This window comes from Arthrobacter sp. 05L417, from assembly GCF_056397865.1.
On record NZ_JBFTOG010000001.1, the window covers coordinates 294,704 to 317,655 of the forward strand.

A 22,952-nucleotide genomic window follows, 5' to 3' on the forward strand; every position below is an offset into this window, starting at 1 on the left:
TAACTTCCTGCCAGCCTAGCCAGACTATGTGACATTCACGGAACATCCGGGATCATCCGGCGCGATATTCCCTAAGAAATCGGAAGACGCCGGGAACCGCCCCGGCGATATCGGAAGCGGTCAATGGGCCGCCCGCCGAGGCTTCGCTGCCGGCCAATCCGTGGATGCTTGCGCCGACCGCGGCTACCGCAGCCCAGCGCTCTCCAGGGGCGATTCCCAGTGCAGCGAATGGGCCGTCGTCGTCCAGCCCGGACTCCGCGTACGCTGCAGCCAGAGCACCGATTATCCCGCCAAGGACGTCCCCGCTGCCTGCCGTTGACATCCACGGGCATCCATCCGACTGGCTGAAGACCGCCCCGGAAGGGGAAGCAACCACCGTTGTGGCACCTTTGAGCAGGACGACCGCACCGGTGTGCTCGGCCGCGAGCAGGGCGAAGTGCACGGTCCGCGATTCGACGTCCTCCCGTGTCACACGCACTTCGCCTCGGCCAAGAAGGGCCGCCAGCTCCCCCGCGTGCGGGGTCAGGATCCAGTTGGGCGGACAGCGTTCCGGCAGGAGCTCCAGGGCTCCGGCGTCGACGACGGCGGGCTGGCCGGCGTCGGACGCCGCGGCCAGTACGTCGCGGGCTCGATGGAGTTGTTCGGCCCCGTCCAGGCCAGGACCGAGCAACCACGCCTGGACCCGGCCGGGCTCGGCTGGCTCCCAGATAGCCTCGGGGGTCCGCGTCAGGACCTGTCGCGCCACGACTTCCGGGCCGAGGTACCGCACCATTCCCGCGCCGGCCCTGGAGGCGGCTTCGACACAGAGCGCCGCGGCCCCGGTGTAACGCTCGGAACCTGCCACTATGCCCAGGACTCCCCGGGTGTACTTGTGGGCCCGCCGCCCCGGGTCCGGCAGAACGGCAGCCAGGTCACGGGCAGAGAAACGGCGGAGGGCAGGTGCCGGAAGATATTCCTCGATGCCGATAGGTACCAGGATCACCCTGCCGGCACAGCCCTCACCCGGATCGGCCATCAGTCCGGCTTTGACGCCCCCGAAGGCCACGGTCAGCCGCGCCGTCAAGACGGGCCAGTGGACCTCGCCGGTGTCGGCGTCGACTCCGCTCGGGGTATCGCAGGCTACGACCAAATCGGGCTTCAGGTCCTGCAAGGCAGCAATCAATTCCGCGGCGGAACCGCCAAGGCCACCCCGCGCACCCGTACCGAGGATGGCGTCAATGACCACATCGTCGCCTGCAACCAGCACAGCTAGTTCTTCGGCGTTGTCCCCGCCTAAAACATGGACACGTCCGCCGGCGGACTCGAAGGCCGCGAGGGCGTCAGGATGGGCGGAACCGGCGGTGAGCACCGCCGTCGTGCGCATGCCACGCTTCGCGAGCATTGCCGCGGCGTAGAGACCGTCCCCGCCGTTGTTCCCCTTGCCTGCCAGCACCGTAACGCTCGAGCCGTAAAGGCTGCGGCCTTCCGATCGGAGTTCACGGACGACGGCGTGCGCTAGTCCGTGCGCTGCGCGCTGCATGAGGACAGCGCCCCCGCCGGCATCAAGAAGCGGTTGTTCCGCTGCCCTGATCTGTGTTCCGGTGAAGGCGCTGATCATGGTTGCTTGCGCTGCTAGGCTTCGGCGATGACCATGGCAGTGGCGATTCCGCCGTCGTGACTCATGGACACGTGCCAGTGCTTCACGCCTTTGGACTCGGCCACTGCCAGCACGGTGCCCTTCACCTTGATGGTGGGACCGTACTGGTCCAGGCCGATCCAGCAGTCCTGCCAGTTCATGCCCGCCGGCGCTCCCAAGACCTTTGCCACAGCTTCCTTGGCCGCGAAACGCGCGGCCAAGGACCGCGTGTTGAGCTCGCGTTCCGCGGGAACGAACAAGCGGTCTCGGAGGCCCGGGGTCCTCTCAAGTTGGCGCCCGAAGCGCTCAATGTCTACGACGTCTACGCCTATGCCAACAATCATGCGGCTATTCTACGGTCACACTCTTGGCGAGGTTACGCGGCTGGTCCACGTCGTACCCCTTCGCCTTCGCCAGCTCCGCCGCAAAAATCTGCAGCGGAACAGTGGTGAGGAGCGGCATCAAGAGCGGAGGCGTCTGGGGCACGTAGAAAACGTGCTCGGCGTAAGCCCGCACGGCTTCGTCGCCTTCTTCGGCGATCACCAGGGTGCGCGCACCGCGGGCACGGATTTCCTGGATATTGCTGACAACCTTCGCGTGGAGGGAATCGCGGCCACGCGGCGAGGGAACCACCACAAAGACCGGCTGTCCTTCGTCGATTAGGGCAATCGGACCGTGCTTGAGCTCGCCGGCTGCGAACCCCTCAGCGTGGATGTACGCGATTTCCTTAAGCTTTAATGCGCCCTCAAGTGCCACAGGGAAGCCCACGTGGCGGCCCAGGAACAGCACCGATTTCTCGTCCTTCATGCTGCGGGCGAGCTCGCGGAGGGGACCTGCGTTGTCGAGGATCTTCTGGATGTGGGCGGGGATCTTGCCAAGGTCCGCCAAGACGTCCTTGATCTGGCCGGTGAAGATGTTTCCGCGCAGCTGGGCGAGGTAAAGACCAAGAAGATAGGCAGCCGTGATCTGGGCCAGGAACGCCTTGGTCGACGCGACGGCGATCTCCGGACCGGCGTGGGTGTAGAGAACGGCGTCGGATTCGCGCGGGATAGTGGATCCGTTGGTGTTGCAGATGGAGATCGTCTTGGCGCCCTGTTCACGGGCGTAACGGACGGCCATCAGGGTATCCATCGTCTCGCCGGACTGGCTGATGGACACCACCAGGGTGTTTGCGTCAACGATCGGGTCGCGGTAGCGGAATTCATGCGCGAGTTCCACCTCGGTGGGGATGCGGCACCAGTTCTCGATGGCGTACTTGGCGACCATCCCGGCGTAGGCAGCCGTGCCACAAGCCAGGACGATGATCTTGTTGACCTGTTTCAGCAGCTCGGGGTCGATCCGGAGCTCGCTCAAGGTCAGCTGGCCGTTGATGTCCGAGCGTCCGAGGAGGGTCTGGGTGACGGCGTCGGGCTGGTCGTGGATTTCCTTCTCCATGAAGGAGCTGAAGCCGCCCTTTTCCGCAGAAGCCGGGTCCCAGTCGACGTGGTATTCCTTGCCCTGCGCCGGGGCGCCGAAGAAGTCCGTGATCTCCACGGTGTCGGCTGTGATGGTGACGATCTGGTCCTGGCCAAGCTCCACGGCGCGGCGCGTGTGATCAATGAAGCCGGAAACGTCCGAGCCAAGGAAGTTCTCGCCTTCCCCCAGTCCCACAACAAGGGGGGAGTTGCGACGGGCGGCCACGACGACGTCCGGCCGCTCGGCGTGCACTGCGAGGAGCGTGAAAGCGCCTTCGAGCCGCTGGCAGGCGAGCTGCATCGCTTTGGTGAGCTTGCCGTTGGAAGAGTCCCCATTGAGCTGGTTGCGGAAAATATCGCCCAGAAGTGCTGCTGCGACCTCGGTGTCCGTCTCCGACTCGAAAGTGACACCCTTGGCGATGAGTTCCTGCTTGAGCTCTGCGAAGTTTTCGATGATTCCGTTGTGGATCATGGCCAAGCGTCCGCCATCGGCCAGATGCGGATGGGCGTTCTGGTCGGTGGGTCCGCCGTGGGTTGCCCAGCGGGTGTGGCCGATGCCGGTCAGCGAGTCCGGGAGCGGATTGCCTTCGAGCTCGTTCAACAGATTGCTCAGTTTTCCGGACTTCTTCCGGGCTGTGATGGTTCCATTAGCCACCACTGCGACTCCGGCTGAATCATAGCCGCGGTATTCAAGCCGCCGGAGTCCTTCAAGCACGACGTCGAGAGCCGAGTGCCCGGCTTCTGCCCGGCGGGATGAATTGCCAACGTAACCTACGATTCCACACATGCCTACAAGAGTAGCGGTTGCCCCGCGAAATGGACGTAGGATATCCGGCCGCGCAAGCAGGCCAGGCCGCGGGAAATGCCCGATCGCGGACATTTTCCGGAGAGCATGCTCACACGAATTCTTCCCGCCGTTCATGCTGTATTTCCGGATCAGCCAACGGAGGGGCAGAATCTCTATAGTGACTTTGCAACGCAATGAAGCGAACGGCGACAGCTCCTCTCCGTTCGTGGAACTGGACAGGCAGACGTGGTCCCGGCTGGCTGCACAGATGGAGCAGCCGCTCAACGAAGAGGACATCGTTCGCCTTCGCGGCCTCGGTGACCCCCTGGACATGAAGGAAATCCGAGAGGTCTACCTTCCGCTCTCCCGCTTGTTGCATCTCTATGTCCAGGCATCACAACAGCTTCATGCCGCCACAACCACCTTCCTTGGCGAGCAGACCCAGCGCACGCCCTTCGTGATCGGGGTGGCAGGTTCGGTGGCGGTCGGCAAGTCCACTATTGCCCGTGTGTTGCGCGAAATGCTCCGCCGTTGGCCCGGCACTCCGAACGTCGAACTCATCACCACCGACGGGTTCTTGTATCCCCTCGCTGAGTTGAAGCGCCGGCATTTGCTTGAACGCAAGGGTTTTCCGGAGTCCTACGACCGCCGGGCTTTGCTTCGTTTCGTGAGTGCGATCAAGGGCGGCGCCGAAGAGGTCCGCGCTCCTTGGTATTCGCACGTCACCTACGACATCGTCCCGGACAAGGAAGTGGTGGTCCGACGGCCTGACGTCCTCATCGTTGAGGGCCTCAACGTGTTGGCGCCCGCCCGTCCACGCCAGGACGGCCGCCAAGGCTTGGCCCTGAGCGACTTCTTTGATTTTTCCATCTACGTCGACGCCAAGACGTCGTACATCGAAGACTGGTACGTGGACCGTTTCCGCAAGCTTCGAAGCACCGCCTTCGCCCAGCCCGAATCCTATTTCCACCGTTACGCGACGCTCTCCGACGCCGAGGCGGAGGCCACTGCGCGCGGCATTTGGAAGCGCATCAATGAGCCCAACCTTGAGGAAAACGTCCTTCCTACCCGCGGCCGGGCGCAACTTGTCCTCACCAAGGATGCCGACCATTCGATCCGCCGCATGCTGCTCCGAAAGGTCTAGCACGGATGTGCTACCACTGCCGCCCCAGCCGAAGGTCCTTCACGACCTTACTTGCGGCAGGCGTGGGAATGGCTGCTTTGGCGGGCTGCACCCCGGATACCCCGGTCGCCTCGCCCACGGCCGCACCGTCCCCCTCAGGTCCCCAAACGGCAACGCCGACGCCGACCGTGGCGACCACGACGCCGGTTCCCGCCACAGCGGGGAGCCAGCCGCCGCCGTCGGGCGCCCCGCCGTCGAAAGCTCCGCCGTCAGGGGTCCTGTCCCGGCAGTTTTCACTGAGCGACCCCACGAGCCAGTGGGTCATCGTGAACAAGCACCGGCCGCTGGCCCCCTTGCAGTTTGTCCCCGCCGACTTGGTACAGCCCCGCGTTCAACTCGCAGTCAGCGGGGAAGCCTCCCTTCTCAACAGCACAACCGCCGGAGCAGCCGAAAAGCTCTTCGCGGCAGCCGCCTCGGCCGGCGCCACCATGACTCTGGCGTCCGGCTACCGTTCTTTCCAAACCCAAACCGCCACGTACAACGGCTACGTAAACACACGTGGCCAGGCCTCGGCGGACACGGCCTCCGCACGTCCCGGCTTCTCGGAACACCAGACTGGCTGGGCGTTCGACATCGGCGACGGCGGCGGGGCGTGCAGCTTCGAGCCCTGCTTCGCTGATCAGCCGGCCGCCGTTTGGGCCAAGGCCAACGCGCACACATACGGCTTTGTTGTCAGGTATCCGTGGATGCTCAATGACATCACCGGCTATTACTACGAGCCGTGGCATTTGCGCTTTATCGGGGTTGAGGCCGCAACGGATATGGCCACCCGGGGAATCGGCACCCTCGAGGAATACTTTGGACTCGAAGCGGCGCCAGGCTACCTTTAGCGGTTGTTTAACCGGGGAAGTTCCCGACACCCCGCGGAATTGAACGGCTGCTCACTTTGAATTCACAAGCATGCACTAGCTTGGTGCCATGTTGAGTGGATTTAGGAATTTCATTCTGAAGGGCAACGTCGTAGACCTTGCCGTAGCCGTCGTCATGGGTGCCGCCTTCGGTGCAGTTGTTGATGCACTCGTCAAGAACGTCTTCATGCCGCTGATCGCTGCCTTGGTTGGATCCCCCAACTTTGACAGCTTTGCGAAAGTGACCATCAACGGAAATGACCTACAGTTCGGGGTTTTGCTGACCGCGATCGTTAACTTCGTCCTGGTAGCAGCCGCCATCTATTTCGTCGTGGTGGCTCCGATGAACCACCTCATCGAGCGCCGCAACGCCAAGTTGGGCATCACGGAAGATGAGCCGGCTGCCGACCCCGCGGTCACGCTCCTCACCGAGATCCGGGACAGCCTGGTTCAAAGGTAAGCGTGCTTCAACGGTAAGCACTGTTCAAAGGTAAGCATTTGAGACAACTGTGGCCCGCCTCCTCACGGAGACGGGCCACAGTTGTTTGCTGCTTCCGGTCTTAGAGAGCCAGTTCGCGTGGAATGGCGAGGCGGTTTTCGACGACGCCGGCGAGTTCGGTGCATATGCGGGTAGCGGTTTCCATGTCCGCGGCCTCCACCATCACGCGTACCAACGCTTCGGTGCCCGATGGCCGCAGGAGCACGCGGCCGGTATCACCAAGTTCGAGCTCGGCGGCAGCCACCGCAGCGGCTACGCCTTCGTCCGTTGCGGCGCGTGATTTGTCCACACCCTTCACGTTGATCATGAGTTGCGGCAGCTTGGTCATGGCGCGGGCAAGGTCCTGGAGGGTCCGTCCGGTGCCGGCTACCTGGGCGGCGATCTGCAGACCGGTCAGGACGCCGTCGCCAGTGGTGGCGTAATCGGAGAAGATCACGTGGCCCGACTGCTCTCCACCAAGGCTGAAGCCGCCGGCGCGCATGGCCTCCAGGACATACCGGTCCCCCACCGCGGTCTCACGGAGGGTGATTCCGGCTTCACGCAAGGCGATCTTGAGTCCAAGGTTGCTCATCACGGTGGCTACCAGGACGTCGTCCTTCAGTTTTCCGGACTTCTTCAGCGCGAGGGCCAGAATCGCCATGATCTGGTCGCCGTCAACTTCGTTGCCTTCGTGGTCCACAGCCAGGCAGCGGTCGGCGTCGCCGTCGTGCGCGATGCCGAAGTCCGCACCGTGCTTGACGACGGCTTCCTTGAGCTGGCCAAGGTGGGTGGAACCGACGCCGTCGTTGATGTTCAGGCCGTCGGGTTCCGCACCGATCACCACAACTTCGGCGCCGGCGCTCGCGAAGACCTGTGGGGAACAGCCACTGGCCGCACCATGGGCGCAGTCCAGCACAACTTTGAGACCTTCGAGGCGATGCGGCAGGGTGCCGAGCAAGTGGACGATGTAACGGTCTTCGGCGTCCGAGAAGCGTTGGATGCGGCCGACGTCGCCAGCCACAGGGCGTGAAGGTTCCTTGCCGAGTTGGGCCTCGATTGCGTCTTCAACCTCGTCCGGGAGCTTCTGGCCCCCGCGGGCAAAGAACTTGATGCCGTTGTCCGGTGCAGGGTTGTGCGAGGCCGAGATCATGACGCCGAAATCGGCATCGAGGTCCGCGATGAGATAGGCCGCTGCCGGCGTCGGCAGCACTCCGGCGTCGTACACGTCAATGCCGGAGCTCGAAAGTCCGGCTTCCACAGCTGCAGCGATAAACTCGCCGCTCGCGCGGGGATCCCGGGCGACCACGGCACGAGGCCGTTTTCCGTCAGCTGCACGCTCGTGGCCGAGGACCACTGCGGCAGCTTGGGCCAACTGAAGAGCAAGCTCCGCGGTGAGCAATCCATTGGCGAGACCACGCACGCCATCTGTTCCAAATAATCTAGCCATCGCGTCCCAGTCTAGACGACGGCTGCAGGGGCCGAGCGAAGGAGTGCCGGCGGCCCTGCCACTACTCCTTCAGCCGCGCGAGCGCAAGAGTGGAACTACTTGACTTGCGTTTTCCGCTCCACTCTAGTAATGCACCTTAACAAGTCTCTACGATTACCGCATGACACCTAGCTCTGGGGGCTTGGCGCTCGAAATAATTGTCCCCGTTTTCAACGAGTCCGCCATACTCGAAAGAAGCATTTACCGGCTTGCCGACTACCTTTCGCGGGAATTGTTGTACAGCTGGAAAATCACGATTGCCGACAACGCGAGCACGGACGCGACCGGTTTAATTGCGCGGAAGCTCGCCGATGAGGTTCCCAATGTCAGTTATCGGCGCCTTGAGACAAAAGGGCGGGGTTTCGCGCTCCGCGACGCGTGGACATCGTCGGAAGCCAAAGTTCTGGCATATGTAGACGTAGACCTCTCGACCGATTTGGCGGCGTTGCCGCCGCTTATCGCTCCCCTGCTTTCCGGACACTCGGATGTCAGCATCGGCACGCGGCTTGGCCGGACTTCCAGGGTAGTCAGGGGTCCCAAACGGGAATTCATCTCGCGGAGCTACAACCTGATTCTCAAACGGACCATGCAGGTACAGTTTTCCGATGCCCAGTGTGGCTTTAAGGCTGTCAGGGCGGAAGTCGCACATCGGCTGCTTCCCTACGTGAAGGACAATTGCTGGTTCTTCGATACCGAGCTGTTGATCTTGGCGGAGCGGGCAGGGCTTCGTATCCACGAGATTCCAGTCGACTGGATCGACGATCCTGACAGCCGGGTGGATATCCGCCAAACGGCCGTCGACGATATCAGGGGCCTGGTGCGCGTCGCCGGTTCCATGATGAAGGGAAATATCCCTTTGCAAGCGATATATGCGGAGCTGGGGCGAGGACCTATCGCCGCGCCAACGCGTCCCAGTTTCTTCGGCCAAGTGGTGCGTTTCGGAATCGTCGGAGCGTTCTCCACTCTCGCTTTTGCTTTGCTGTATCTTCTATTCCAGGGCCCGTTCGGCCCACAGCAGGGAAACTTTCTGGCCCTATTGATCACGGCGATCGCGAACACGGCTGCCAACCGTCGCTTCACCTTCAGGATCCACGGACCCGAGCGGCAGTTCACACAACAGTTTCAAGGCCTTGTGGTCTTCCTGGCCGCCTGGGGAATCACTTCTTCTTCCCTGCTTCTACTACATGCCATCCACCCGGACGCATCGCCCAGTGCTGAGCTGTTCGTCCTGACCTGCGCAAACATCTTCGCCACCCTGGTGCGCTTCGTTCTGCTCCGGATCTGGGTTTTCCGGGTACGGCGGACGGAGGCGCGGCGCATTGGTCTTCCTCTGAACCAGCCAAAAGAGTCGTTACTTTGATCCTGTTGTCCCAGGCGGGACGGACATCCGACAACGAGAACACGCCCAGGTCGAGGGACTTCCCTTGGGAGAAAACCGGCCTCGGTGTTCTACTACTTGGAACCCTGGTTTCCTTCGTATGGGGGCTTGACCACAATGGCTGGGCAAACCCGTTCTATTCCGCTGCCGTTCAAGCGGGATCTGTTAATTGGGAAGCTTTTTTCTATGGTTCAACCGACGCCGGAAACCTGATCACCGTCGACAAGCCGCCGTTGAGCCTGTGGATCATGGCTCTTTCGGTCCGGTTGTTCGGCCTGAGTTCCTGGAGCATCCTTGTTCCCCAAGCGCTGATGGGCGTAACTACCGTCTGGCTGATCTACAAGATCATCCGACGGAGCTATCCTGCAGCTCCGGCACTTCTGGGCGGTCTGATATATGCCACCACGCCCGTCGTAGTGCTGATGTCGCGCTACAACAACCCGGAACCCGTGATGGGCCTCTTGATGGTGGTTGCGTGCTATTTCGTCATGCGGGCGCTGGAAGACAACCGTTGGCGGTGGTACCTACTTGCCGGGGCTGCCTTGGGTTTTGGATTCATGGCCAAACAAATCCAAGCATTCATCATGATTCCGGCATTGATATTAGTGATCCTTGTCTTTGGAGTCGGAAGCCTCATGGCTCGGATAACGCGTCTGCTTGCTGCCTTGGCGGCGCTCGTCGCGTGCGGTGGTTGGTGGATGGCTGTTGTTGACCTTACGCCAGAAAGCGTCCGGCCATACATCGGCGGATCCCAGACGAACAGCGTCTTGGAACTCACACTGGACTACAACGGGCTAGCCCGGTTTGTTCAATTTCCCATTGCCAAAGGCGGCGGCCCGGCCGCGGCTAATAGCGCAGACCTAGCACCCTACGACGGCGGATTCTCACGCTTGCTAAACGGCAACTTTGCTCCAGAAGCGGGTTGGATGCTCGCCACCGCAGTCATGTGCCTCCTCGTCGTTTCGGTGTTGCGCTACCTGCTGCCAGAGAACAAACGGGCCCGCGCCCTCGTGGCGCTTGCAGGAGCCTGGTTCCTCACGAGCTATCTTGTCCTCAGTTTTATGGGGACCATGATTCACACCTATTACGTATATTCCTTGGCCGCCCCGGTCGCCCTACTCGTACCGCTGGGCCTCCACGTCCTTTGGATGAACCGTGCGCGCCCAATTATCCGAATCATCGGGGCCACAGTAGTAGCCAGCACGACCTACATGGTCGTCAGGATTTTGGCGTACAGCAACGAGTGGCCACCATACCTAGCTCCTTTGGTGGTGTTGCTTGGGGTGCTCGCAACCGTCCTATGGATGCTTTCGGCTCAAAGTCGCGTCAAGAGAATCACCGCCATCTTGGTGGCCCTCACACTAATCGCAGGCCCTGTCGCAACCAACCTCTTCACGATCAGCTCCCCTCAGGAGGGAACGAACCCTGTGTCCGGTCCTGTTTCAAACAACCCCGACGCCATTTCGAGTCACCTTCGAGATATTCATGCCGGTAGACCAGCATGGGCCCTTCAAGTCGCGTACGGCACGGACCCATCTCCCAATGTCGTCCAATTGCTGACCAGCATGGACACGACCGTGACATGGCCGGCGGCAACGTACTCGGCCCAAAATGCTTCGAAGTACCAGCTTGCAACTTTGAGACCGGTTATTTCTGTGGGCGGCTGGCTAGGGATGGATCCGGCGCCAACTCTTGAGCAATTCAAGGTTCTGGTAGCTCAGGGTAGAGTCGGCTACTTTATCTGGCAGCAGGACATAGTGGATCTGGGCGAACTCGGCCCCCAAGCTTTGGCAATCACCAACTGGGTGCAGGAGAATTTCAAGGAGGAGTCCCTTGACGGCGTACGGATTTACCGCCTCCGGCACTAGTCTTCCCGCCGTTCAAGGCACGGGCCTGAATCCAACCCCGGTTGCGCGCTGGGAAAAGATAACGTTGGCCGTGCTGTTGATCTGTCTGGCCTTTCTCTACCTGTGGAAGTTGGATCAGAATGGCTGGGCGAACCCCTTCTATTCGGCCGCTGTGCAGTCTGGTGAACATAACTTCACAGCATTGTTTTTCGGGTCCTCAGACTGGGGTAACTCCATCACTGTGGACAAACCCCCACTCAGCCTGTGGGTCATGGGCGTGTCCGTTCGCTTGTTCGGGCTCAACTCCTGGGGTTTGCTGGTTCCCCAAGTCATCATCACGTTGACTAGCACGTTGCTCATCTTCACCCTTATGCGTAGGTATTTCCCTGCCGTATGCGCCCTAATCGCGGCGACAGTGTTTGCCTTGACCCCAGTCAGCGTTCTTCTAGCCCGCTATGACAACCCTGATCCGTTGATGGTCCTGTTGATGATTTCGGCTCTGTACTCCGGCGTCCGGGCCGCTGAGACCGGCCGGCTCAAACCGATGGTTCTGATGGGCGGTCTGTTGGCACTCGGATTTCTAACGAAACAGCTTCAAGCATTTCTGGTTCTGCCCGCCATCGTGCTCGTCTTTCTGCTTTTCGCCCCCTTGGCTTGGCGCAAGAGGTTTATCGGCCTGGGCCTTGCCGCATGCGTTGTGGCAGTTGTTTCCTTGGCTTGGCCTCTCGTCGTCGATCTCACCCCGGCCCAATCCCGCCCCTTTGTTGGCGGCTCAACGCATAACAGCATGGTTGAGCTGACGCTGGGGTATAACGGAATCGACCGTGTGATGAAGGGTCAGGATGACGCTTCGGCGGCGCTAATACCACCAGAATTCAAGGGCGTGGACACAGACGCGGGCCTGTTCCGGCTCTTCAACGCAAATAATGGCCAGGAAATTGGCTGGCTACTCATGGCAGCTATACTCTGCTGCGTGGCAATGGCCTGGGCCATCGTAAGGAAACGGCTCGATCGGAATGAAGCAATTCTTTCTTCTGCGGCAGTCCTTTGGTTCTCAACTACGTATCTGATACTGAGCTTTATGGGCCAAGGATTCCATTCCTACTACGCCGCATCCTTGGCGCCGCCATTGGCACTTTGCATCGGCGTTGGCGCCCGCCTGTTGCTGGCCGGAGCCCAAACAATATCCGGGCGTTTGTGGATCGCCTTTACCCTGATAGCAAGTTTCGTCTTCGCCAATGCAATGTGGCAGCTAAGCGACGTGTTTCCCGAATGGCTGGGAAAAGGCGTTCTTTATGCTGGATTGCTGGCCGCCGCTATTTCCGCCGTCCGGGCACCGTGGCCATGGGTAGAGCGAAGCAGCGCTTTCCTGGCAATCGGGGCGCTGCTGATCGGACCCGTCTTCTGTTCGCTGGTGACCCTAGGTTCTCCCCAATCCGGGTACAACCCCATATCGGGCGGTCTTACCAAGTCTCCAAACTCACTGAGCCGCTTCCTCGCAGGCGTCAAGCAACAGGATCCGGCATGGATCCATGGACTTACATACGGCAATAGCCCAGGGACCGCACTCCTTGACCGACTCCGTAATGCTCCGGCAAGGTGTGTCTGGACTGCTGCGACTTATCCGGGCGAAACCGCTGCGCGCTTTCAGCTTGAGTCCAACCGCGCCATCATGCCGATCGGGGGCTTCACTGCGACGGACCCCAGCCCAACCTTAAGGCAATTCCGGGATTGGGTCGCAGAAGGACAAATCTGCTACTTGGTGGAACAGCCTGATCAATTGAAAGCTCCAGAGGCTGGACCGGAGCTCCTTGCGATCCAGAAATGGGTCGCTGATACATTCCAATCGGAAGAAATCGATGGGAACAAGATCTACGATCTAGGAAAACCGCAGAGCAATACTCCGCTGAGGTGAGACCCGGCTGCAAGTAGCGCCTCCGCAGACGCCCTCCGAAACGAAACAAGGCCCGCCCCGCCAAACGGCGGAACAGGCCTTGTCTGGACGCTGGAAGCGCCCGAAAGCATTTTTAGCGCTTGTGGATCCGAGCGCTAAAAAGCGCCGAGGGCCCCGTGGTGATGTCGCGCCAGCGGCAACACCACGGGTAGGCGCATTTTTAGCGCTTGTGGATCCGAGCGCTAAAAAGCGCCGAGGGCCCCGTGGTGATGTCGCGCCAGCGGCAACACCACGGGTAGGCGCATTTTTAGCGCTTGGAGTACTGCTGAGCCTTGCGTGCCTTCTTGAGACCGGCCTTCTTACGCTCGATGACGCGTGCGTCACGGGTCAGGAAGCCGGCCTTCTTCAGGGTGGCGCGGTTGTTCTCGACGTCGATCTCGTTCAGCGAGCGAGCGACACCGAGGCGCAGTGCACCGGCCTGGCCGGAGGGGCCACCGCCGTGGATGCGGGCAATGACGTCGTAGGCGCCTTCAAGGTCAAGGATCTTGAAGGGCTCGTTGACGTCCTGCTGGTGCAGCTTGTTCGGGAAGTAGTTCGACAGCTCGCGGCCGTTGATGGTCCACTTGCCCGAGCCGGGTACAACGCGAACGCGTGCAACGGCTTCCTTGCGGCGGCCAACAGCAGCACCGGCAACGGTCAGTGCCGGGCGCTCCTTCTTCGGCGCGGCTTCGGCAGCCGAGCTTTCAGAGGTGTAGCTGGTGAGGGTTTCCTCGGCCTCGACGGCTTCGGCGGTCAGTTCTTCGTTCTGAGCCACGATTCTCCTTGTATTAAAAGTTGTTTGGTGGCCAGGACTACTGGGCGACCTGGGTGATTTCGAAAGTCTTAGGCTGCTGTGCAGCGTGGGGGTGCTCAGCGCCACGGTAGACCTTGAGCTTGCCCAACTGCTGTGCAGCGAGGGAGTTCTTCGGCAGCATGCCCTTGATGGCCTTCTCAACAGCGCGGACCGGGTTGGATTCCAGCAGCTCCGCGTAGTTGACGGAGGTCAGGCCGCCCGGGTAGCCGGAGTGGCGGTATGCGCGCTTCTGCTCCAGCTTGGCACCGGTCAGGGCAACCTTTTCAGCGTTGATGATGATGACGAAGTCGCCCATGTCCATGTGGGACGCAAAGGTCGGCTTGTGCTTTCCGCGCAGCAGTGTTGCGGTCTGGCTGGCAAGACGACCAAGGACAACATCGGTGGCGTCAATGACGTGCCACTGGCGGTTGATATCGCCGGGCTTCGGGGTGTACGTACGCACGGTTTTGCCTCGTTCTTGTTCTGGCGTTCATGTTTTAGGCGGCACGCTTGAAACGTGTGCCTACTAGGTATGCGTTACCGGAGCAGAGGTGAGGGCTCTATGTACCAGTCATCCCGAGGTCCCGATATGCCTGTCGAGTTAACGATCCTGCAACTGGATCCCCAAGCGGGCATGTGTCATCGAGAAAGGACACGCACAACGACTATCAACAATAGCGGCAAGGAGCTTCAGGGTCAAAATAGGCTGTCAACCAACGTGAACAACTGAGACCGCTTCTAAGCTCCTAGGAGATGCCATGACAGCAACTGCCGCCCAGCCCTTGCTCGTGGCCTCCTTCGGGCTCCTGGGGCTTCTCACGAGCCCCCTGGCTGAGGTCCTGATAGCCCGATCCCTGCCGCGGCTTGGCGGGCTCCCCTCCCCCGCCATCCGAATCACGACGGCGGTGGCCACCGCCGTGTTGTTTGCCCTCCTGACGCTCCGGTTCGGGTACTCCCCAGTACTCCCTGCCTACCTACTACTAGGGGTAATGGCTGTGCAGCTATCACGCGTAGACGTGGCGCACCATTTGCTGCCAAACCCGCTGGTCCTGGGTCTCCTTACTGCCGGCCTTGGTCTGTTAACTATGTCCGCCACGCTGACTCTCGACTGGTCCGGACTGCTGCGGGCGGCCGCCGGCGCCGTCATTTTGTTCCTCGGGTACTTAATTCTTGGATTGATTTCTCCGGGCGGCCTCGGAATGGGCGATGTAAAGCTCGCAGCACCACTCGGTTTGTACTTGGGCTACTTGGGCTGGACCCAAGTGTTCTATGGGGGACTGCTGGGCTTCGTGGTGGGCGGGGTGATGACGGTGCTGTTGTTGCGCCTGAAGCGCGAAACCAAGCGATCTGAAGTTGCCCACGGGCCGGCCATGTTCGCTGCGGCAATTGGAGTGGTCCTTCTCGTCACGTAAGCACGGCATGCTTCCCGAGTTCCCCTCAGTCCCCACGAGACCCATCCGTGTCAGTAGCTAGGTGGTACTTAGGCAGAAAAACCGAGTACCGCTCCGGGGCTCTTCGAGTAGTCCAACCCACTCGCACTAGAAAAGACGAGTACCACTACGCATTGTTTGTTAACCCTCCCAAGAGCAATTCTTGTCCTATCGAAATCCGAACGCCAAACAGAATATGTGGGCAACCGGAATTCGTAGACAAATTCACTTATCTGGGAAGGTTTTTCCAATGTCAACTCTCATGATCTCCACCCTCGCATTCATCGCCGGCATCAAAGACAAGTTCACCGCCGAGAAGGGCGCAACAGCGACGGAATATTCGCTGCTGGTCGGTCTCATTGCACTGGTCATCGTCGCCGGCGTCGGCCTGTTCGGCAAGAACCTGAACACCTTCTTCAGCAGCCTCGCCACAACCGTCGGGGGCTGGTAGCCGCCAGCGGCTGGTCTCAAGAGCCGTCAGGTGGTTACGAAATGTTCAATATAAACACAAAATTCAAAAGAATCAGTCTGGCTCTCGCACGAATCTCCACCGAAAAGGGAGCCACCGCCACAGAATATTCATTGCTGGTGGGCCTAATAGCCCTTGTGATTGTTGGCGGCGTCGGCCTTTTCGGCGGCAACCTGAACACCTTTTTCAGCAGCCTCGCCACTACGGTCGGAACCTGGTAACCAGGCAATCGCGGTGTGCTGCGCCCTACGGCGCAGCACACCGTCGACCTTTCCCGCTGCAAACGTCGGCAGCATATCTACCCAGGGGGATCCTTTGAAACGCAGGATCAAGTCTTCCAGGAACAAAGAGCGGGGCGCAGTTGCTGTCGAATTCGCGCTCGTCGCGCCGATCCTTGTGTCTCTGATCATCGCTGTTGTCGAGTTTTCAAACGCGTACAACATCCAGGTTTCAGTGACTCAAGCCTCGCGTGAAGCTGCTCGCACAATGGCAATCACCAACGACACAAGCAAGGCAACCGCGGCCGGCAAGGCCGGCGCGCCCTCGCTGGACACCTCCAAGCTGAGTTTCAGCTACTCGGGCGCCTGTAGTGCAGGCAGCCCCCCTCCGACCATCACTGTGACCACCACCTACAGTGGCAAATCCCTTACCGGGTTCTTCGGTTCCAGCCTCACGGTCACCGGCAAAGGAGCAATGCAATGCAACGGCTGATCCGACGTTGGGACCCTCAGGACAGGGAAAGCGGTGTTGCCGGCGTGATGGTCGCGCTTATGATGCTGGTGCTCATCGGGGTGGGCGCAGTTGCGGTTGACGTCGGCCAAATCTACGCAGAACGCGCCCAACTTCAGAACGGAGCCGACGCCGGAGCCCTCGCCGTTGCGCGCAGCTGCGCCAAAGGTTCCTGCAATACTTCGTTGGCCGGCCCCCTCGCTAACTCCAACGCCAACGATGGCGCCAGCACTGTGAAGTCAGTGGATCTAAGCGTCCCAGGCAAGGTAACAGTCACAACATCTACCAAGGACGGCACTACCGGCGCTGGATACCTGAGCAAGATGTTCGCAAACGCTCTCAACACTGGCCCAGTGACGGTCGGCGCCAAAGCCACTGCGACATGGGGCGGCCCTGGCTCCGGCCCCGCGACCCTGCCTCTGACCTTCGCGCCTTGCCAGTTCGACATCAATGGTGCCACGCAGACGATTTTGACCCACGGCAGCACAACCTGCGTGAGTGACAGCCCATCGGGCCAGGTCATCCCGGGCGGATTCGAGTGGCTTACGCCCGTGCCCGGCCAGTGCGCCGCGCAGGTCTATCCAGATGATCCGTCCACGAGTGGAGTAGTGGATCCCTACGCTCAGACCAACACGGGACTGAGCATGCCCAAAACGTGCAAGTCCCTCATCAACGGTTATCTGAACACCGTGGTCGCATTCCCCGTTTTCACGCAAGCCTCGGCAAGCGGCGCCGGAGGTAAGTACTACATCAAGGGATATGCCGCCTTCTATCTGACTGGGTACAACTTCCCCGGCATGTCGGGCGGCGATCAAACAGGCCTTGGAGGCAGCAACAACGGTATCCGCGGGTATTTCGTCAGCTGGATTGCCGATCCCTCTGTGTACCAAGGAGGGGGATACACGCAAGGCGGGGCCAATCTGCCGCCGCAACTCATCCAATAAATCGCGCTCTTGGACGAGCGCATCTGGGAAGGAAGAACAGTGAAAACACGCCTACTGGGAGGCATCGCTGCGCTTGTCGTAGCCATCATTGGAACAGTGATGCTCGTGTTCTACGTCCAAGGCGCCGACAAGCGCGCTCTGGCAAATACGGAGACCGAAGACGTCTACGTCATCCAAAAAGAAATTCCCGCTGGCACCCCGACCGCCGGTTTCGGGGATTCCGTCGTCAAAAAGTCTGTGCCAAAGTCAGCCATTGCGGCTGACAGCGTCACCAATCTTGGGGACCTCGGCTCCAAGGTTTCTTCGATTGAATTCATGCCCGGTGAGCAATTGCTTGCGACCCGAATGGTCGATCCAACCAGCTTGGCCGGTCCGGGCCGTGTTCAAGTACCCACGGGCCTCCAAGAAATCACGCTCAAACTGCCGATCGAACGCGTCGTCGGCGGGACAGTGAAGGCCGGCGACACAGTCGGCGTGATGCTGTCCTTCAAAGCCGATGACAAAGCCAGCGCCCCTGATCAAACCAGCTTTACCTTTCACAAAGTCCTCGTCACCGCAGTTCAGGACGCAAGTGGAGCGATCGCGGACAACTCAAGCTCCGCCGCTCAGGCAAGCAGCGGTGCCCTGAACGCCAACAAGACTGCGGGTTCAGGAAGTGGCTACCTCGTCACAGTGGCCCGCTCCGCCGTCGACGTCCAAAAGATCGTGTACGCCGTTGAGTTCGGCACCATCTACCTGAGCAAAGAGCCTTCAGACGCCGCCGCAGGCGCAACTGGCGTCATCGATCGGGGAAGTGTATTCAAATGAGCCGCTTCGTTCTCATCACCCCGGAACCTGACTTCGAACGAAAGGTCCGCACTGCAACTGCAGGAATGAGCGGAAGTCTCCAGTGGTTCCAGGCCGACTACTTGCCGGCAGGGCCACGTGAGATCCTGGACCAGCTCCTGGGAGAACCACCTGAAGTGCTGATCTTGGGCCCGGGGCTGGAAATCAATGACTCTCTCAAACACGCTTCCCTGCTGGATCTCCAGTTCCCGGAAATCAGCGTGGTGCTGGCCGCGGAACAGAGCGAGTCATTGGTCCTGGCAGCAATGCGCTCCGGGGTGCGAGACCTGCTCTCCCCCGCAGCGGACTCGGACACCATCCGCGTGATGGTGGAGCGGGCAAGCCTTGCAGCCGCCGGCAGGCGACGGGGCCTCGCCCCCAACGCCATCGAGACCCCGTCGCAGGCTTCGGGCGGCCGCATCATTGCGGTCATGTCACCTAAGGGCGGCGTGGGCAAGACTACGGTGGCCACGAATCTGGCAGTAGGCCTCGGTACCTTGGCGCCGATGGGCGTGGTGATCGTGGACCTGGACCTACAGTTTGGCGATGTGGCCAGCGGCCTCCTCTTGAACCCCGAACACACCATCACGGACGCCGTGCTTGGACCAGCCAGCCAGGATTCCATGGTGCTCAAGACCTATTTGAGCGTTCACCCGGCCAGCATCTATGCGCTGTGCGCCCCTCGCAATCCCGTCGAAATGGATCGCATCACAGCCCAACACGTCAGCAGGTTGTTGGAACAGTTGCGGCACGAATTCCAATATGTCGTCATCGATACCGCTCCTGGGCTCGGCGAGCACGTGCTCGCCGCTTTGGAGAACGCCACTGATGCAGTGTGGGTTTGCGGCATGGATATTCCGAGCATCCGCGGGTTGCGGACGGGACTGAATATCCTCGACGAATTGCAATTGCTTCCTCAGCACCGTCACGTCGTCCTGAACATGGCCGATCCCAAGAGCGGACTGGTCCTCAAGGACGTGGAAGCGACTATTGGGGTTCCAGTGGATGTTGCTATTCCTCGATCCCGGACCCTTCCTTTCTCCACGAACAAGGGCGTCCCGCTCTTGCAGGACGGGACGCGAGATGCCGCCACCAAAGGACTACGCCTGCTGGTGAACCGGTTTAAGCCCAATTGGGACGAGCGAACACACAAGCAGATGCACAGAAGGGCGGTAGTCCGGTGAACCTCTCACGCAGACTCGAAAGTCGTCGGCACGACGCGGGTTCCGGAGCAGCACAGGACGCTGCGACCGTTCCGCCGGAAATGGCTGCGCCAACAGCAACCACGCTCGGCCGTATCCAAGAAGCAAAAGCGGCCGAGTCCTCGAACACCATGGCTCATGCCGATGAAAACACGCCGTCGACGATTCTGGCGAGTGAAGCACTCGGTGACCTCAAGGAGCGGGCAAGCAAGGCCCTGTTTGAGCGACTCGGCTCGAGACTCTCTGACTCCTCCCTGGACGAGACAGAACTGCACCAGTACGTACGCGACGAGCTGAAGATTGTTGTCGACGAAGAGCAGGTGCCCCTGACCTCAGCAGAACGGCAGCGCCTCACGGCAGAGATCATCGACGACGTCCTCGGCCATGGCGCTATCCAGCGGTTCCTGGACGATCCGGAAATTACGGAAGTCATGGTTAACCGGTACGACAGCATCTACGTTGAACGGTATGGCCGGCTGTACAAGACCGAGGCCAAATTCTCCTCAGACGAGGCCCTACGGCGGATCATTGAACGCATTGTGTCCAGGGTCGGGCGGCGAATCGACGAGTCGTCTCCACTCGTCGACGCACGGCTCCCCGACGGTTCCCGTGTGAATGCCATCATTCCGCCGCTCGCCGTCAATGGACCTTCGCTGACCATACGAAAGTTTGGCCGCGAAGCACTCACGGTGAACAAACTCATCGAGTTTGGCAGCCTGTCTCCGGAAATGGCGGAGCTGCTGAGGGCTTGTGTCCTAGCTCGGATGAATATCATCGTGTCCGGCGGTACCGGCACCGGGAAGACGACCCTGTTGAACGTCCTCTCGTCGTTCATTCCCGTAGAGGACCGGATCGTCACCATTGAGGACGCCGTCGAACTGCAGCTCCAACAAGAGCATGTGGTGCGCCTGGAGAGCAGGCCAGCCAACATAGAGGGACGCGGTGAGGTCACCATTCGGGATCTCGTGCGCAACTCCCTCCGTATGCGTCCTGACCGCATCGTGGTGGGCGAAGTTCGTGGAGGAGAATCCCTCGACATGCTTCAAGCCATGAACACAGGCCACGACGGTTCCATTTCCACGGTCCACGCCAACTCCCCACGGGACGCGGTTGCACGCCTCGAAACCCTGGTGCTGATGGCCGGAATGGACCTTCCACTCAGGGCCATCCGCGAACAAGTGGCATCCGCCGTGAACCTGATCGTGCACATCAGCCGCCTGCGGGATGGAACACGCAGGGTCACGCACATCACCGAGGTCCAGGGCATGGAAGGCGACATCGTGACTCTCCAAGACGCCTTCGTGTTCGACTACTCGGCCGGCGTCGATGCCAACGGCCGGTTCCTGGGCAAGCCGATCCCCACGGGAGTACGTCCCCGCTTCACAGACCGCTTCGCAGAACTGGGGATTCCCATCTCTCCTGCAGTGTTCGGCGCCCCGATGGTGGGAGGCTTGCGATGAGCGAATCGGGGGCGCAGTCCGTTTTTCTGGCGGCGGGCTTGGGCTTGGTGTACGTTGCTTTGCTTCTGCTCGTGTTGGTGGTACTAAAGTCAAAAAGAACCCTCGATGCCGAAAGGCGCCGCCCGGAATCACTGATCCGGACGTCTGCCTTGACGCGGCTTACTGATGGCGCGAGAGATGCCATCCAAACACGCGTTCATTCGCGATCTGGCGGGTATCTTTCGCGGGCGAGGCTGGATGCGGCGGGTTTGAAGAAGCAACCGGCCGACTACATCTTGATTGCTGGAATCGTGGTGGTTTTTGCCGGCGCGATCGGCTTCCTTCTCGGTGGCCTCGTCTTCACGATCCTGATGTGCCTCATCGCTGTGGTTTCCCTGGTGGCATTCCTGAGCGTTCTCACCGCCCGGCGGACGGCGAAATTCGACGAACAAGTGCCCGATGCCCTCCAGATGTTAAGCGGAGGGATGCGGGCAGGGCACAGCCTCTTGAGGGCGGTGGACGCTGTCGCCCAGGAGAGCGAGGCGCCGATGGCCGAGGAGATGAGCAGGATCGTCAACGAAACCCGGATCGGGCGCGATCTTGGTGAGTCCCTGAGCGATGTCGCCATACGGACCAGGAGCGAGGACTTCAGTTGGATAGCACAGGCGATCGAGATCCACCGGGAAGTTGGCGGAGACCTGGCGGAAGTATTGGATCACGTTGGCGAAACCATCCGTGACCGGAACCAGATCCGTCGTCAGGTCAAGGCGCTGAGCGCCGAAGGGCGGATGTCCGCGCTCGTGCTTCTCGCCCTGCCCGTGGTTATGTTCATCGCGCTCCTGTTCATTAACCCGAGCTACGCCCATACCTTCACGTCCACTCTGCCCGGCTATCTGATGCTCGCGGCGGCGGTTGTCATGCTCAGCCTTGGTGCATTCTGGCTGAGCCGACTCATCAAGCCGAAGTACTAGGAGGGATCCGCCATGCAATTCTTCGCATACGCAGCCATGCTGGCCATAGTGGCCCCAGTGTCTTGGATGGTTTGGCTCGCTTTCACCGGCGACCGAGCAGGAATACGCAACATTCGGACGAATCTCGGTGTCCGCACGGCAGTTGCGACACAATCCAGCAACCTTGGCGATCGTCTGACGAGCATTTCACGCCAACTTGCACCTGGGGGCTACGTCGCTTGGCTCGACAAGCAACTGGCGGGGGCTGGTCGTCCCAAGGATTGGCCTCTGGGCCGGATCCTGATGATCAAACCACTGCTGGCACTCGGTGGCGGCGTCTTCGGATTGCTGTTGTTCCTCGGCGATCCATCAGTTGGCAAGTTCATTCTTGGCATCGCCGTCATCGGAGTCGCCTATTTCGTACCGGACATCCTCATTCGTTCCAATGCTCAGAAACGGCGGGACGCAATCAGGCTAGAACTGCCAAACTCGCTCGATCAGATGCTGATTTCCGTCCAGGCAGGCCTGGGCTTCGAAGCGGCGATGGCACGAACCGCCGAGAACGGTAAAGGGCCGCTGGCAGACGAGTTCATCCGGACGCTCCAGGACATTCAGGTGGGACGCAGCCGCAAGGACGCCTACGAGGACATGTCCCAGCGCGTAGATGTTCCAGACGTTCGCAGCTTCATCAGGGCGGTTGTCCAGGCGGACGCCTACGGCATCGCCATCGCCAAGGTCCTCAAAGCCCAAGCTCAGGAAATGCGGACCAAGCGCCGTCAGCGGGCCGAGGAGTATGCAATGAAGATTCCAGTGAAAATCCTTTTCCCGCTGATCTTCTGCATCTTTCCAACGCTGTTCATCATCCTCCTGGGACCAGCCGTCATGAACATCATCGCTGCGTTTTCCTAATGTCACCCTAACGAACAGACGGTGATCGATATGAAAAGAAGGTTCAAGCACCTAATCAGGATGTTGGCCAGTGAACACGGAGCTACGGCCACTGAGTACTCAATTTTGGTGGGCTTCGTCGCGATGGTCATCGTGGCAGGAGTCGGATTGTTCGGGACTGCCCTGAACGGCTACTTCGACACCCTGGTCACCGGAGTGAAAACCGCTCTGGGACTGCCATAATCCAGGACCGGCGCATCTGGGGCGCTACCGA

At 60.5% G+C, this 22,952-nt stretch carries 24 protein-coding genes; 17 read left to right on the forward strand and 7 right to left on the reverse strand.

Annotated elements, in window-relative coordinates:
• Positions 1 to 52: 52 nt before the first annotated feature.
• Genes AC1DJW_RS01320 through glmS form a run of 3 tightly spaced genes read right to left on the reverse strand, consistent with a single transcriptional unit; the run spans position 53 to position 3,856 of the window.
• Positions 53 to 1,597, reverse strand: coding sequence for an NAD(P)H-hydrate dehydratase (locus AC1DJW_RS01320; RefSeq protein ID WP_390278772.1), 1,545 nt, complete (start codon positions 1,595 to 1,597; stop codon positions 53 to 55).
• A 14-nt stretch (positions 1,598 to 1,611) separates the two neighbouring features.
• Complete coding sequence (locus tag AC1DJW_RS01325) at positions 1,612 to 1,959, reverse strand: holo-ACP synthase (RefSeq protein WP_284755198.1); 348 nt, start codon at positions 1,957 to 1,959, stop codon at positions 1,612 to 1,614.
• A gap of 4 nt (positions 1,960 to 1,963) precedes the next feature.
• Positions 1,964 to 3,856: a glutamine--fructose-6-phosphate transaminase (isomerizing) gene (gene glmS / locus AC1DJW_RS01330; RefSeq protein WP_284755197.1), complete on the reverse strand. Its 1,893-nt coding sequence runs from the start codon at positions 3,854 to 3,856 to the stop codon at positions 1,964 to 1,966.
• A gap of 133 nt (positions 3,857 to 3,989) precedes the next feature.
• Here glmS and coaA point away from each other — a divergent pair, with 133 nt between their 5' ends.
• The 3 genes from coaA (at position 3,990) to mscL (ending at position 6,347) form a co-directional block, all read left to right on the forward strand.
• Positions 3,990 to 5,000: a type I pantothenate kinase gene (coaA, locus tag AC1DJW_RS01335; protein WP_284755196.1), complete on the forward strand. Its 1,011-nt coding sequence runs from the start codon at positions 3,990 to 3,992 to the stop codon at positions 4,998 to 5,000.
• A 5-nt stretch (positions 5,001 to 5,005) separates the two neighbouring features.
• Positions 5,006 to 5,869 (forward strand): M15 family metallopeptidase, encoded by an 864-nt coding sequence (locus tag AC1DJW_RS01340; RefSeq protein WP_476900547.1) that lies wholly within the window; start codon positions 5,006 to 5,008, stop codon positions 5,867 to 5,869.
• A gap of 88 nt (positions 5,870 to 5,957) precedes the next feature.
• A complete protein-coding gene (gene mscL, locus AC1DJW_RS01345; RefSeq protein ID WP_476900548.1) occupies positions 5,958 to 6,347 on the forward strand; it encodes a large conductance mechanosensitive channel protein MscL in 390 nt (129 codons plus the stop codon).
• Positions 6,348 to 6,447: 100 nt separating this feature from the next.
• Here the strand turns inward: mscL and glmM are convergent, their stop codons facing one another.
• Positions 6,448 to 7,812 (reverse strand): phosphoglucosamine mutase, encoded by a 1,365-nt coding sequence (gene glmM, locus AC1DJW_RS01350; protein ID WP_390278762.1) that lies wholly within the window; start codon positions 7,810 to 7,812, stop codon positions 6,448 to 6,450.
• A gap of 160 nt (positions 7,813 to 7,972) precedes the next feature.
• On the opposite strand from glmM, the gene AC1DJW_RS01355 reads away from it, so the two are divergent.
• From AC1DJW_RS01355 to AC1DJW_RS01365, 3 genes are all read left to right on the forward strand, one after another.
• Entirely contained in the window at positions 7,973 to 9,211 is a 1,239-nt protein-coding gene (locus AC1DJW_RS01355; protein ID WP_284755192.1) for a bifunctional glycosyltransferase family 2/GtrA family protein, read from the forward strand.
• A 251-nt stretch (positions 9,212 to 9,462) separates the two neighbouring features.
• The gene (locus AC1DJW_RS01360) at positions 9,463 to 11,097 is read left to right on the forward strand and encodes a glycosyltransferase family 39 protein (protein ID WP_476900585.1); all 1,635 of its coding nucleotides are present in this window, start codon (positions 9,463 to 9,465) and stop codon (positions 11,095 to 11,097) included.
• The gene (locus AC1DJW_RS01365) at positions 11,063 to 12,991 is read left to right on the forward strand and encodes an ArnT family glycosyltransferase (RefSeq protein WP_284755191.1); all 1,929 of its coding nucleotides are present in this window, start codon (positions 11,063 to 11,065) and stop codon (positions 12,989 to 12,991) included. The genes AC1DJW_RS01360 and AC1DJW_RS01365 overlap by 35 nt, the downstream gene beginning before the upstream one ends.
• A gap of 286 nt (positions 12,992 to 13,277) precedes the next feature.
• On the opposite strand, the gene rpsI is transcribed toward AC1DJW_RS01365, so the two are convergent.
• Together rpsI and rplM are read right to left on the reverse strand one after the other, a co-directional pair.
• Positions 13,278 to 13,784 (reverse strand): 30S ribosomal protein S9, encoded by a 507-nt coding sequence (gene rpsI / locus AC1DJW_RS01370; protein ID WP_284755190.1) that lies wholly within the window; start codon positions 13,782 to 13,784, stop codon positions 13,278 to 13,280.
• A gap of 37 nt (positions 13,785 to 13,821) precedes the next feature.
• The gene (gene rplM, locus AC1DJW_RS01375; protein ID WP_024817563.1) at positions 13,822 to 14,265 is read right to left on the reverse strand and encodes a 50S ribosomal protein L13; all 444 of its coding nucleotides are present in this window, start codon (positions 14,263 to 14,265) and stop codon (positions 13,822 to 13,824) included.
• Between the two features lie 295 nt (positions 14,266 to 14,560).
• Here rplM and AC1DJW_RS01380 point away from each other — a divergent pair, with 295 nt between their 5' ends.
• The 3 genes from AC1DJW_RS01380 (at position 14,561) to AC1DJW_RS01390 (ending at position 15,922) form a co-directional block, all read left to right on the forward strand.
• The gene (locus tag AC1DJW_RS01380; protein WP_284755188.1) at positions 14,561 to 15,214 is read left to right on the forward strand and encodes a prepilin peptidase; all 654 of its coding nucleotides are present in this window, start codon (positions 14,561 to 14,563) and stop codon (positions 15,212 to 15,214) included.
• A 268-nt stretch (positions 15,215 to 15,482) separates the two neighbouring features.
• On the forward strand, positions 15,483 to 15,683 hold the full coding sequence (locus AC1DJW_RS01385) for a Flp family type IVb pilin (protein WP_284755187.1): 201 nt from the start codon (positions 15,483 to 15,485) through the stop codon (positions 15,681 to 15,683).
• 41 nt (positions 15,684 to 15,724) lie between these two features.
• Positions 15,725 to 15,922, forward strand: coding sequence for a Flp family type IVb pilin (locus AC1DJW_RS01390; RefSeq protein WP_284755186.1), 198 nt, complete (start codon positions 15,725 to 15,727; stop codon positions 15,920 to 15,922).
• On the opposite strand, the gene AC1DJW_RS01395 is transcribed toward AC1DJW_RS01390, so the two are convergent.
• Positions 15,827 to 16,144: a hypothetical protein gene (locus tag AC1DJW_RS01395; RefSeq protein ID WP_476900588.1), complete on the reverse strand. Its 318-nt coding sequence runs from the start codon at positions 16,142 to 16,144 to the stop codon at positions 15,827 to 15,829. The genes AC1DJW_RS01390 and AC1DJW_RS01395 overlap by 96 nt on opposite strands.
• Between AC1DJW_RS01395 and AC1DJW_RS01400 the strand changes: the two genes are divergently transcribed.
• The 8 genes from AC1DJW_RS01400 to AC1DJW_RS01435 all read left to right on the forward strand — a co-directional run bounded on the left by AC1DJW_RS01400 (position 16,098) and on the right by AC1DJW_RS01435 (position 22,921).
• Complete coding sequence (locus AC1DJW_RS01400; RefSeq protein ID WP_476900586.1) at positions 16,098 to 16,412, forward strand: TadE family protein; 315 nt, start codon at positions 16,098 to 16,100, stop codon at positions 16,410 to 16,412. The two genes, AC1DJW_RS01395 and AC1DJW_RS01400, sit on opposite strands and share 47 nt — an antisense overlap.
• Positions 16,400 to 17,374 carry a TadE/TadG family type IV pilus assembly protein gene (locus AC1DJW_RS01405; RefSeq protein WP_476900549.1) on the forward strand — a complete coding sequence of 325 codons (975 nt, stop codon included), beginning with the start codon at positions 16,400 to 16,402 and terminating at the stop codon, positions 17,372 to 17,374. Before AC1DJW_RS01400 ends, AC1DJW_RS01405 begins: the two co-directional genes overlap by 13 nt.
• Before the next feature lie 39 nt (positions 17,375 to 17,413).
• Positions 17,414 to 18,181 carry a Flp pilus assembly protein CpaB gene (cpaB, locus tag AC1DJW_RS01410; protein WP_284755183.1) on the forward strand — a complete coding sequence of 256 codons (768 nt, stop codon included), beginning with the start codon at positions 17,414 to 17,416 and terminating at the stop codon, positions 18,179 to 18,181.
• Positions 18,178 to 19,383: a CpaE/TadZ family protein gene (locus AC1DJW_RS01415; protein WP_284755182.1), complete on the forward strand. Its 1,206-nt coding sequence runs from the start codon at positions 18,178 to 18,180 to the stop codon at positions 19,381 to 19,383. The genes cpaB and AC1DJW_RS01415 overlap by 4 nt, the downstream gene beginning before the upstream one ends.
• A 149-nt stretch (positions 19,384 to 19,532) precedes the next feature.
• Positions 19,533 to 20,861: a TadA family conjugal transfer-associated ATPase gene (locus AC1DJW_RS01420; protein ID WP_284755210.1), complete on the forward strand. Its 1,329-nt coding sequence runs from the start codon at positions 19,533 to 19,535 to the stop codon at positions 20,859 to 20,861.
• 248 nt (positions 20,862 to 21,109) lie between these two features.
• Positions 21,110 to 21,811: a type II secretion system F family protein gene (locus AC1DJW_RS01425; RefSeq protein ID WP_476900550.1), complete on the forward strand. Its 702-nt coding sequence runs from the start codon at positions 21,110 to 21,112 to the stop codon at positions 21,809 to 21,811.
• A gap of 12 nt (positions 21,812 to 21,823) precedes the next feature.
• On the forward strand, positions 21,824 to 22,699 hold the full coding sequence (locus AC1DJW_RS01430) for a type II secretion system F family protein (RefSeq protein WP_284755179.1): 876 nt from the start codon (positions 21,824 to 21,826) through the stop codon (positions 22,697 to 22,699).
• Between the two features lie 60 nt (positions 22,700 to 22,759).
• A complete protein-coding gene (locus tag AC1DJW_RS01435; RefSeq protein WP_476900551.1) occupies positions 22,760 to 22,921 on the forward strand; it encodes a Flp family type IVb pilin in 162 nt (53 codons plus the stop codon).
• The last annotated feature ends 31 nt before the right edge of the window (positions 22,922 to 22,952 follow it).